3 protein-coding genes and 2 pseudogenes are annotated in these 12,654 nt (G+C 35.1%); 1 reads left to right on the top strand and 4 read right to left on the bottom strand.

The features are described 5' to 3' along the window. Positions 1 to 37: 37 nt before the first annotated feature. Positions 38 to 1,276, top strand: a pseudogene (locus tag NNJ73_RS05860) (type ISP restriction/modification enzyme); the annotation flags it as partial. Positions 1,277 to 4,828: 3,552 nt separating this feature from the next. Here the strand turns inward: NNJ73_RS05860 and NNJ73_RS05855 are convergent. The 4 genes and pseudogenes from NNJ73_RS05855 to rpoC all read right to left on the bottom strand — a co-directional run bounded on the left by NNJ73_RS05855 (position 4,829) and on the right by rpoC (position 12,524). Continuing rightward, positions 4,829 to 6,220, bottom strand: a complete 1,392-nt coding sequence (locus NNJ73_RS05855; protein ID WP_254493104.1) for an L-serine ammonia-lyase — start codon at positions 6,218 to 6,220, stop codon at positions 4,829 to 4,831. Positions 6,221 to 6,553: 333 nt separating this feature from the next. After that, complete coding sequence (locus NNJ73_RS05850; RefSeq protein WP_254493102.1) at positions 6,554 to 7,243, bottom strand: nitroreductase; 690 nt, start codon at positions 7,241 to 7,243, stop codon at positions 6,554 to 6,556. 213 nt (positions 7,244 to 7,456) lie between these two features. Further along, positions 7,457 to 7,845, bottom strand: a pseudogene (locus NNJ73_RS05845) (MerR family DNA-binding transcriptional regulator). 467 nt (positions 7,846 to 8,312) lie between these two features. Further along, positions 8,313 to 12,524, bottom strand: a complete 4,212-nt coding sequence (gene rpoC, locus NNJ73_RS05840) for a DNA-directed RNA polymerase subunit beta' (protein ID WP_254493100.1) — start codon at positions 12,522 to 12,524, stop codon at positions 8,313 to 8,315. Positions 12,525 to 12,654 lie beyond the last annotated feature (130 nt).

The raw sequence follows: 12,654 nt of genomic DNA, 5'->3' as shown, positions 1-12,654 counted from the left end.
TTTATCACGAAAAGAACGAAAAACACCTTCATACTGTGGTCTTAAAACTAATCGTGATGCTTGGGCTTATAACTCAAGTCATGAATCTTTATCCCAAAATATGGGTAATATGATTGCCTTTTATAGGCATGAAGTAGAGCGTTTTAATAATACTTATGCATATGCTGACCGTAAAATACGTGAAAATGCTGTAAATAATTTTGTTAACATTGATGTTACAAAAATCAGTTGGAGTAGTACTCTTAAACGAGAATTGGTAAGAAGTAATTTTTCCAAATTTGAGAATAATTGCTTAGTTCAAACCCTTTATCGCCCCTTTACACATCAATGGCTTTATTATAATTGCATCTTTAATGAATCAGTTTATCAAATGCCGCGTATATTTCCTATGAAACAAACCGTTGAAAATAAAGTGATTCAAGTTACCGGCATAGGAGCAATGAAAGGTTTTTCTGTACTTATGTATGACTAAGGACATACCTAACTTTGATTCAATAGAAAAAAGCCAATGCTTTCCACGGTATATTTACGAAGAAACTACGGTTTCAAAAAGTAAAAGTGAAAAACAATCCCATTTATTTGCAAACTCTATAAAGGAAAGCAAAAATGCTGGTTTACAGAGGCGTGATGCCATTACGGATGAAGGACTAGACCATTTTAAAGTGGCTTATCCTAATGAAACAATCACTAAAGATGATCTATTCTATTACGTTTACGGTCTTTTACATTCGGAAGATTACCGTACTCGTTATGCTGATAATTTATGCAAAGAACTCCCACGTATCCCTTGTGTAAAAACTGCTGATGATTTTTGGAAGTTTGTGACAGCAGGGCGTGAACTGGGGTATTTGCACATAAATTATGAAGATGTAGAGCCTTATCCAGTCACATTTAAAAAAGGCAATCCAAAACAGACTGATATCTCTAATCCCGAAAAGTTTTATTACGTGACTGAAATGAAATCTCTGGAAATAGTAAAGAGAAAGATAAGAGCACTGTTTTTTATAACAGCAATATCACGATAACAGATATCCCTCTTGAGGCTTATGACTATATCGTCAATGGCAAGCCGGCTCTTGAATGGGTTATGGGGCGTCAATGCGTAAAGACTGATAAAAAGAGTGGCATTACGAATGGTACCAATCGCTATGCTGTTGAGACCATTGGCAACCCTGCTTATCCATTGGAGTTGTTTCAAAGGGTTATTACCGTAAGTTTAGAAACAATGAAAATCGTGAAAAAACTACCAAAATTAGAAATTAAAGAAACTGAATAAACTTATAAAGCATGCTTACATAATGGGTATGCTAATCTTATAAGGGGTATAGAATATAGCTATACCTCTTTTGTAAGTTGATTACATATAATCTAAAAGGAGTGTTTATATGTGTTATTCTAAAAAAAGAACATTCGCACTTTTAAACACTCTTATTTGGATTGCTTTAAGACTTTTAAGAAATCCCATTTTAAATAGAATACGTTTCTTTTGGATTTCTTTTAAGAGATTATACCGTAATCTAAAATGATAGCTTTTATCCTTTTCAAAGGCTTTGTTTAAAGAGAGTTATGTATACTCATTTTGCTATAGGTTTTGACGGTGTCTACCCCCCAAAAAAACCTACAAAACCCTCTTAAATATATAAGATTGTATTTACGTATTGTGTTTAATATAGGTTGTTTATTTGAAACATTAACATATTGAAATATAATGTTTTTAATTTTCTCTCAATTAAAAAAATACTATAGGGTCTAAAAAGAACTGATTAAACTGACAAAATCTATTAAAAGGGATTTTGCTAATCTCTATGATTATCATTTCTCTTATAAAAATGATGTGGTGGTTATAAAGAAGATAACAGCTATAAAACACCCGTGAAAAAAGCAGGCTTTCATAATCATAAGGCATTTTCATAATCATAATACAAATGAACGCGTTGATTATAAAAACAGTCCCTATAAAAAACTGTTGAGTTGAAAATGTGTTATTAAAGAAATTAACAGAAATCTTTAAAAAGCATTTAGTAAAAAATATGATAGGTTATAAAATTAAAAATACACATGATGAGAGCGTTTATAAATATTATAAATGTATAAATTCAAAAAATAACGCAATCGTTTAATAAAGACCATAATATAGCTTTAAAAGCATATAATAAAAAAGAAACAATTCATAAGCATATGATAAATATTTACACACAATGCATTTAAAGAAATCATAAAAAATATCAAAAAAGATAAAATATTATTTGACAATAAATACGTATTTTGTTATATAAATATTCAAGTGATCAAAACACTAAATAACTAGCGAATAGGTTACGCCTTTCCGAAGTCTTTAAAATAGTGGCTATCTTTTATACTGTGATTGGCGTATAATGATTTTGTCGGATGTGGTTATGCTATACAATACTCTTATGAGGAAGGCATAAAAACAGATTTATCACCGTGTTTTTCAGCACCTGGCGCTACGTAGTTCATAAAAATATAAAAAATAATATATTATGAAAATAATTTTATATGCCCCCCATCAGAATTCATCCTTTTATATGTGATTCATTTGACCATTTTTTATAAACAATTGCCATATATGAAAAGACCACAAAAAACAAATCATGATGTAAATATTATAACGCATATAAACATTCAAATGAAATGAAAACCAGCTATCATTCATAACAGTTCATAAATTTTATGATACGTTTTTTATCACAGCACAAATAGCATTAAAAATTTAATTGTGCCAAAGTTTGGGGTCGTGCTTATGGCAATGCAAAACTTAACAAAAAAAGCAAAGTAAGGTTGATTCCAAAAATTGTGAGATTTATGAAAGTGATAATGTTATCAAAAGAACCGTAAATGATGGGTATAATCTTGATAGTATTCATTTGAATGAGAGAGTGAATTTAGAGCCTATAAACACTTTTATGACTATCAAACGTATTAATCATAACGTCTTTATCTCTAAAGAGATTTGTTTAAAAAAAAGCACATGATCAAAACGCTTCTTAAAACGTTTAAAAGTACTGACCTCGAAATCGAGCTGAGTGAATTCAAATAACGCATTGTATAAAATCAAATTTATCAAGCAAATCAAAATGCTTTGTAGGTTCATCAAGACAATCAAAAGCAAATATGTATTAAGTGAAATGTCTATAACAAAACCCGTTTTTACATTTACGCGCGTTGGTTTTTAAAAGTAGCTTTTCATAAGACAAATAAACAAACGCTTTTATCAAATGTAAGGTTTCTAAGATTGGCTCTGCTGTAAAATCTAGATCTTTGTTTTTTCGTAAATGAAACGTTCTTAAGAGCAAATGATAACTAAGTTTATAGCTGTTATAAAACATCAGTTTCAAACGTTTAAACATTCATTTAGTGAGGTTCTTATAAGCGTATTTTCACTTTTCTTTAAAAATTAAACACCCCAATTTTGGCGTTAACTTTAGAATAGAGCATTTTTTAAAACATTGTCGCTTTTTTCTAAAAATTGAGTAAAATCCCATGTCTTTATGATGTTACAATGACTTTGAATTTTGCTTGCTTACCTTTGTCTTAATAGCTTCCCCCCCAATTTTGAGATAACTAAAATCACTCAATCCAAATTTGGATTAACCCCATTTGGTTTCGTATTTTTAAACGATAACTTTTAAAACGTTTTTTGATAGCTTTCTTACATACGCCATAAAAAGGCTTTTGATCTCATATGACATAACGTTTTGAATTTCATATTTGTTGTGATGGGACCTGTATAATGCCTGCCTATTATTTTCTAAATTTTTAGAAAGCGTTTTAAAATCGATCTTATCTTTAATTCTTTTATGCGCCCTTAATAAATGAAAATCTATAAGCTTATAACAGTTTCAAATGATTACCCTCTTATAGGATGATCTAATGTTGCGATAACATCTTTAGATTTTATGCTTCTCAATTTTGAGAACCATAATCTTATGCTTGATAATGCGATTAACAATCCAATCATTTAAAAAACAAGGTATGATCTTTAAATGTATGTTATCGATAATTTTAAACGATTGCGTTTTTAACAATGCGATTTGTAAATGATAAAAACGTATCATAAAATTTATGAACCGTTATGAATGATAGCTGCTTTTCATTTCATTTAAATACACACATACGTTATAATATTTACCTCATGATTTGCTTTTTATGCTCTATTCATACATGACAATTGTTTATAAAAAGTGATCAAATGAATCACGTATAAAGGGTAGATTCATATAAAATAATTGCAAACAATTTTTTGACTTTATTGTGTTTTTATGTATGATATGTTATCATTTGCATTCTGTTTTTCATGGAAATTTTGAAAATATTTTTAATGTATATGCTAATTATTTATTTTAAATTTTTTTGCCGGTACAAGAAATTTTAAATAAAAGTTGGAAAATAAGATTTTCTGAGGTCCCTTTTAATTATTGCAAATTAGAGTTTCTTTTCAAAGTGTTTTTTCGCCATATCAGATGTCTAAAAGGTTTCTACTTTTAAAAGCCATAAAATTCAGCTAGAAAGTGATGACAGATTGATCACTCATTGTACGTGTCGCTTTTTTATTTTTTCCAATGAGACTACTTTTTCATTTCAGAGACAAATCAAATAGATATAAGCAATACTCTCCTTCAAATCTTGCAAGAAAAAGCTATTCCTTGTTCAGAAAGCACGAATTCGCCTCAAATTTATCCTAAGCATACTGCTGAATTAAATTCGAATTTTGATTTATAAGCAACAAAAAACATAAGCTTTCTTAGGAAGAAAAAATGCGATACTTCCCCAACGAATCCAGTTACGGATTGAAGAAATATTCCAGCTCTTAACAAGATATTGCATTGACTGCGAGACCACCTTTACTTGTTTCTTTATAGCGTTCACTCATATCATGACCCGTCTGACGCATTGTTTCTATACAAGCATCAAGAGAAACAAAATGCTCTCCATTCCCATATAATGCAAGAGAAGAAGCCGTTACTGCCTTAACCGCCCCCATTGCATTACGCTCAATACAAGGAACTTGGACAAGACCTGCAACCGGATCACACGTCATTCCCAAATGATGCTCAAGCGCAATTTCCGCTGCATTTTCAATTTGAGCCGGCGTTCCACCTAACGCCGCCGTCAAGCCCGCCGCGGCCATTGAAGATGCCGTTCCAACTTCACCTTGACATCCAACCTCTGCACCAGAAATAGAGGCATTATGTTTGATAACACCGCCAATCGCTGCTGCCGTCAATAGAAAATTATGTATTCCCTCTTGATTTGAATCATCATTAAACTGAAGATAGTAGCGTAAAACTGCGGGAACAACACCAGCAGCCCCATTTGTTGGAGCGGTAACAACACGACCACCTGCTGCATTTTCCTCATTGACTGCCATAGCATATACCGAAAGCCAATCATTTGCCCAAAGTGGATAATTGAAATTTTTCTTTTGATTTTTCAAAAGCGTTTCATGCAGCTTTTTAGCACGCCTTAGAACACGTAATCCACCAGGCAACTCACCTTCTTGTGAAAGACCTCTATCAATACAATTTGTCATCGCTGAAAAAATTTCATCAAGTCCTGCATCTAGAGAAGAACGCTCAATCTTTGTTTCTTCATTTAAGCGCTTCATTTCAGCAATCGAAAGTCCGGATTTTTCCGCCATTAATAACATTGTACGCGCAGAATCAAAAGGATATGGCACCTCAAATGCTTCTGGTTGTATATCACCATTCATATGGCTTAATTCATCCTCAGTCACAACAAAGCCACCCCCGATAGAATAATAAATCTGCCTTAACAGAACATTCCCACCCGTATCAAGTCCTTCAAATGCTAACCCATTCGTATGTCCAGGTAAGATTTCTTTTCGTTCAAAAATAAGATCACTTTGCAAATCAAACTGATAAGCGGGATGCTCTTCTGGTTGCACTTTTTTTTCACGGATAACTTTTTCTAACAAAAATTCCATATTATCAGGATCAACAGTAGAAGCTTTTTCTCCTAAAAGCCCTAATACAATAGCCCTATCTGTTGCATGACCAATACCCGTAAAAGCTAAGGAACCATGGAGATAAACTCGTATACGAGAAACTTGAATATCAGATGACTGAGAAAAATCTCGTATCTTTTGCAAAAACATATTAGCAGCTGTCATCGGCCCCATCGTGTGTGAGCTAGAAGGACCAATTCCAATTTTAAAAAGTTCAAAAACAGATAAAAACACGTATCACCTCAAAACTGTAGTATGGTTTGAGCATACGCTTTTTATAACGTTTGTCCCACTTAAAATCAAATTGTGAGATAAACTAAAAAAATGACAGCAATAAACACAAATGTCGCTCGTCTTGCTACCACCCAACACTTTCTTTCTATAGTGCTTTCCATAGTCAACCTTTAAAATGAACAATGCCCCTAGAGTCATCACTCTCTTAACTTTTCAGACATAGTAAAATAAGTGTTAATATGCAAGACTATAATTTAATGAGAATGTGAAATTTTTACCGGAAATATTTCTTATAAAGTCATTCAAAATGTATGCTTAATTACACAAAATATTTTATGGATATGCTTCAATGAAACGTACAAAGTTTTCTAATGGTTCTCGTTCTGTATCAAAGTTATTTTCTGGAGCATTCATATCGCGATAACCAAGTGCCATACCACAGATAATATGACGATCAGAAGGAATCGATAAAAGTGTACGAATCTGTTTGTGATAATCAGCAAAAGCCGCTTGAGGGCAAGTATCCAATCCAAATCCACGTGCTGCTAACATAATAGTCTGCATAAACATACCCAAATCAAGCCAACTCCCCATTTCCATGTCGTGATCCATTGTAAACAAAAATCCTACAGGCGCATCGAAAAATAAAAAATTACGCGCCTTTTGATGAAGCATTTTTTCTTCATCACCTTTTTGAATTCCAAGACTCTGATAAAGATCCAAACCAACTTTTCGACGCCTTGAAAGATAAGGCTCACGCCATTGACGTGGATAATAATGATATTCACGTTCTCCTTTTACACCTGAAAGCACAAGTTGTGAAAGCTCTTGCCCTACTTTATGTAATACACTTCCCGTAAGCACAATCACTTGCCATGGCTGAATATTTGTTCCAGATGGTGCACGTGCTGCAAGTTTTAAAATTTCTTTGATTGTTTCCAAACTAACGGGCTGGTCAGTAAAAGCGCGAATTGACTTTCGCGATAAAATAGATTGAAAAATACTCATGGGAGAAACTGCCATTGTCTTTACTTTCTTTAATTGAAAAATATTTTTTGCTTATTAAGGACAATATATTGCGAAAATACCTTTGCTGCTTTTTGCGCATGCTCTATTTTTTCAAATGACTTACACATTTCACGCAGCATTAAAGACCATCTACCTATTAGGATAGCATAACCTGTCTCTTTTAATAGAAAGAAAATTTTCCAAAAATAGATGAAATAAATTTCATAATTAACGATTAACCCCCAACTCTGCTAAGCTCTCAAAAAAATTCTCCTCAATTCGTTCTAAATCCTGTAGAAGATCATCAATATCATGCTGCATCTTCTTTAAATCAGCTCGCTTTTTATGAATTCCTGCAATTAACTTCTTAAGCTTTTTCTCATCATCAGGTGGATCTCCAACCATAGACAACATCTCAAATATTTTAGACAATGAAAATTTAACTCTTTTAGCACGTAGTATTTGTTTTAACTTATAGACCGGTCCGTTTGTGTATAAAGCCGCGTACTTCCACGCCGTAAAGGAATAAGAAGCCCTTCTTCTTCATAATAACGCAAAGTCCGAACTGTTATTGAAAACTCACGCGTCAATTCTCTCATTGAATAATATTCGTACATTTTATCATTCTGTCTTCATAGAGCACATTGTTATAAGAAATATACCTGTTTTTTTTATAAAACTTTAGTAAGAACCCTATCCTCTACTTTCCCATACTCTAAAATATAAAGACATGCATTCTCATCATAAGACTTTTTAAATCTTTGCAGAAAATATCAATCAAAAAATTTTCTAAAAAATCAAAATTAATCGTTATTTCACTTATAGATAATCCTCTCTTTTTCTTGAAATATGGCTTTTAGGCTTTACATATCCTGAAAAGAATTTTCTATACTGCCTTCAGAAATAAGAAAACTTTAAAATGAAGCAACAAAAAAAATAAGCATCATTACAAAATAATAAACGACTATCGGCTTATAATTTTTTATGATTATTCTGGGAAATATGCAGCTTCTACATTTCGAGATAAAAAAACGTCTGAACTTTCTATTCAGACGTTTTTTTATTATGTGACGTTGTCTTTAAATTATTCAGAAACGGTTTCGGCTGTCATATTTGTCAACATAGCCTTGGCCACTTCGTTATTACTAGACTTACGCTGCTCATCTACAATCAAATCATCACGAACTGCAGCAATACGACGGATTTGAGAAATCGTACCGCCTGTACCAGCAGGAATAAGACGACCGACAATAACGTTCTCTTTAAGTCCTTGCAAAGTATCAATTTTACCAGAAACCGCTGCTTCGGTCAGAACACGTGTTGTTTCCTGAAATGATGCTGCTGAAATAAAAGAAGGCGTTTGAAGAGAAGCTTTTGTAATTCCAAGAAGAATGGGATTACCAGATGCAGGCTTCTTTCCTTCTGCAATCAAATTGTCATTGATTTCATCAAGTTCAATACGATCAACATTGTCACCTGGAATATAACCAGAATCTCCAGATTCAGTAATTTCAACCTTTTGCAACATTTGACGAACAATCACTTCAATATGCTTGTCATTGATAAGAACCCCCTGCAAACGATAAACTTCCTGAATCTCATTAACAAGATAAGATGCCAAAGCTTCAACACCCTTAATCGCTAAGATATCATGAGGGGCTGGATTACCATCAAGGATATAATCACCCTTCTCAATTTGATCGCCTTCTTGGAAGTGAAATAACTTACCTTTTGGAATCAAATATTCTACTGGCTCAAGAGTTTCATCATTTGGCTCAATAATAATACGGCGTTTATTCTTATAACCACGACCAAAGCGAATTGTACCACTGACTTCAGCAATAATTGCATGATCCTTTGGACGACGCGCTTCAAAAAGTTCTGCCACCCTTGGTAGCCCCCCTGTAATATCTTTCGTCTTAGCACTTTCCATTGGCAAACGAGCAATAACATCACCAGCTTTAACATGAGCACCAAGCTCAACAGAAAGAATAGTTTCCACTGACATCATATAGCGGGCTTCACCTCCTTTATACAATTTAGCAATGGACTTACCTTCTTTATCTGCGTGGATAATAATGGCTGGTTTGAGCTCCGCACCACGTGGATTAGCACGCCAATCAATCACCAAACGTTTCGTAATCCCTGTAGATTCATCAGCTGTTTCAGTGACTGATAAACCATCAACCATATCCTCAAAACCCACATAACCTTCAACTTCCGTTAAAACTGGACGTGTATAAGGATCCCATTCTGCTATACGCTGGCCACGTTTAACCACATCACCATCATCAACAAAAATATGCGCACCATAGCTAACACGATGCACAACGCGTTCTTTTCCTAACTCATCCTTGATAAGGATAGCCATATTACGCCCCATAACAACCAAATGACCTTCAGAGTTACGAACTACATTACGATTACGAATCTCCACCGTACCTTCATAAGATGCCTCTAAATACGATGAATCAACAACTTGTGCAGTTCCTCCTAAGTGGAAAGTACGCATAGTAAGCTGCGTTCCCGGCTCACCAATGGATTGAGCAGCAATAACACCAACGGCTTCTCCCTGATTAACCGGTGTTCCACGTGCCAAATCACGACCATAGCATTTTGCACAAACACCAAGACGTGTTTCACATGTTAAAGCAGAACGAATTTGAACAGATTGAATTCCGGCTTCTTCAATTTTCGCAACATCAGCCTCCTCAATCATCGATCCACCTTCAAGAATAACCTCTCCAGAGACAGGATGTAAAATATCAACAAGGGCTGTACGACCAAGAATTCGTTGCCCAAGAGAGGCAACAATTTGTCCTGCATCAACAATTGGCTGCATCGTAAGCCCTTTTGCAGTACCACAATCAACGGCTGAAATAATAGCATCCTGTGCCACATCAACAAGACGCCGTGTGAGATAACCAGAGTTTGCCGTTTTTAACGCAGTATCCGCAAGACCTTTACGCGCACCATGGGTAGAGTTAAAGTATTCGTTAACAGTTAGACCTTCCTTAAAATTTGAAATAATGGGAGTTTCAATAATCTCACCCGATGGTTTTGCCATTAATCCACGCATACCAGCCAATTGTCTCATCTGGTTAGCTGAACCACGAGCACCAGAGTGCGACATCATATAGATTGAATTCATGGGCCGTTGACGACCTGTTTTAGGATCAAAATCGACGGCTTGAATTCGCTTCATCATTTCATCCGCAACACGGTCTGTACATTTACCCCAAGCATCCACAACCTTATTATATTTTTCACCCTGTGTAATCAAACCATCATTATATTGCTGTTCGTATTCCTTCGCCAAAGCTTCTGTTTCTGCGACCAAACGTGATTTGCTATCAGGAATAACCATATCATCCTTCCCAAATGAAATTCCTGCACGACAAGCATAAGAAAAACCAAGCTGCATAATACGGTCACAAAAAATAACCGTCTCTTTTTGTCCACAGTGGCGATAAACGTGATCAATCATTTTAGAAATATTCTTTTTTGTCATTTCTTGATTGACAATATCAAATGAGATATTTGGATTTTTAGGTAAAAGCTCACCGATAATCAAACGACCAGGTGTCGTATCATAAAGTTTAGCAACTTCTTTTCCATCCTTGCCAATATTCTTAACACGGCCTTTAATCTTCGTATGAAGCGTTACGACCTTATTTTCCAAGGCATAATGAAGCTCACCAATATCAGAAAAAGCCATTCCTTCACCTGGTTCTTTTTCAGAAACAATTGAGAGATAATAAAGACCAAGAACCATATCCTGTGATGGAACAATAATAGGGGCACCATTCGCTGGATGAAGAATATTATTGGTCGACATCATCAAAACACGGGCTTCAAGCTGTGCTTCGAGAGAAAGTGGAACATGAACCGCCATCTGATCTCCATCAAAATCCGCATTAAAAGCGGTACATACCAATGGATGAAGTTGGATAGCCTTCCCTTCAATTAAGATAGGTTCAAAAGCCTGAATCCCCAGACGGTGTAATGTTGGGGCACGATTGAGTAAAACAGGATGTTCACGAATAACCTCATCTAAAATATCCCAAACTTCTGGATGCTCTTTTTCAACAAGCTTTTTTGCTTGTTTTACAGTGGAAGAATATCCTTTTGCATCAAGGCGCGCATAAATAAAGGGCTTAAATAATTCAAGGGCCATTTTTTTAGGAAGACCACATTGATGTAACTTTAATTCAGGACCTGTCACGATAACAGAACGACCCGAGTAATCAACACGCTTTCCAAGTAGATTTTGACGGAAACGGCCTTGCTTACCCTTTAACATATCTGAAAGAGATTTTAATGGACGTTTATTGGCTCCCGTAATCACACGCCCACGCCGTCCGTTATCAAACAATGCGTCAACAGCTTCTTGCACCATACGCTTTTCATTACGCACAATAATTCCAGGAGCACGCAATTCAATCAGCCGTTTCAAACGGTTATTACGATTGATAACACGACGATAAAGATCATTGAGATCTGATGTTGCAAAACGTCCACCATCAAGCGGAACCAATGGACGTAAATCCGGTGGAATAACCGGAATTGTTTTCATAATCATCCATTCTGGCTTATTCCCAGATTCAAGAAAATTTTCAACGATTTTAAGTCGTTTAATCAATTTTTTCTGCTTTAACTCTGAAGTTGTTTCAGCTAATTCGAGACGTAAATCATTGGCGATTTTATCGAGCTCCATACTCGCTAAAAGCTCGTAAATAGCTTCAGCGCCAATCATCGCTGTAAACTGATCTTCTCCAAACTCATCAATCGCCAGCATATATTCTTCTTCAGAAAGAAGCTGGTGGAGCTTAAGAGAGGTCAACCCTGGTTCGGTTACAATATAATTCTCGAAATAAAGAACACGCTCAATATCTTTTAAAGTCAAATCTAAAAGTGTAGAAATACGGCCTGGTAATGATTTAAGGAACCATATATGCGCAACAGGCGCTGCCAGCTCAATGTGCCCCATACGTTCACGACGTACGCGCGAAAGAGTAACTTCCACACCACATTTTTCACAAAGAATCCCCTTATATTTCATGCGTTTATATTTACCGCATAGACATTCATAGTCTTTAATCGGGCCAAATATACGTGCACAAAAAAGACCATCACGCTCTGGTTTAAAAGTCCGATAATTAATAGTCTCAGGCTTCTTAATCTCACCATATGACCAAGACAAAATTTTCTCAGGACTCGCAATCGAAATACGAATAGAGTCAAATGTTTGCGCTGGCGCTTGAGGATTGAAAAGATTCATGACCTCGTGGTTCATGCTGTTCTCCTTCAAAGATTCTTAGAACCTGTTGTAATATCTCATTCATTTTGTAACAGATCTTCTTTAAAACACATTTACTTTCAAAAATGATCTGTAGACCTTAAATAAGGTTATTGAGCCTCTTAAA

Source organism: Bartonella sp. B1099, assembly GCF_944801835.1.
In the GTDB taxonomy this organism is placed as follows: Bacteria; Pseudomonadota; Alphaproteobacteria; order Rhizobiales; family Rhizobiaceae; genus Bartonella.
This window is presented reverse-complemented; position numbering and strand designations above follow the sequence as displayed.

Coding starts and splice junctions, on each gene's coding strand:
- NNJ73_RS05850 (WP_254493102.1), bottom strand. CDS start 7,243: ATGGCAGTTTCTCCCATGAGTATTTTTCAATCTATTTTATCGCGAAAG.
- rpoC (WP_254493100.1), bottom strand. CDS start 12,524: ATGAACCACGAGGTCATGAATCTTTTCAATCCTCAAGCGCCAGCGCAA.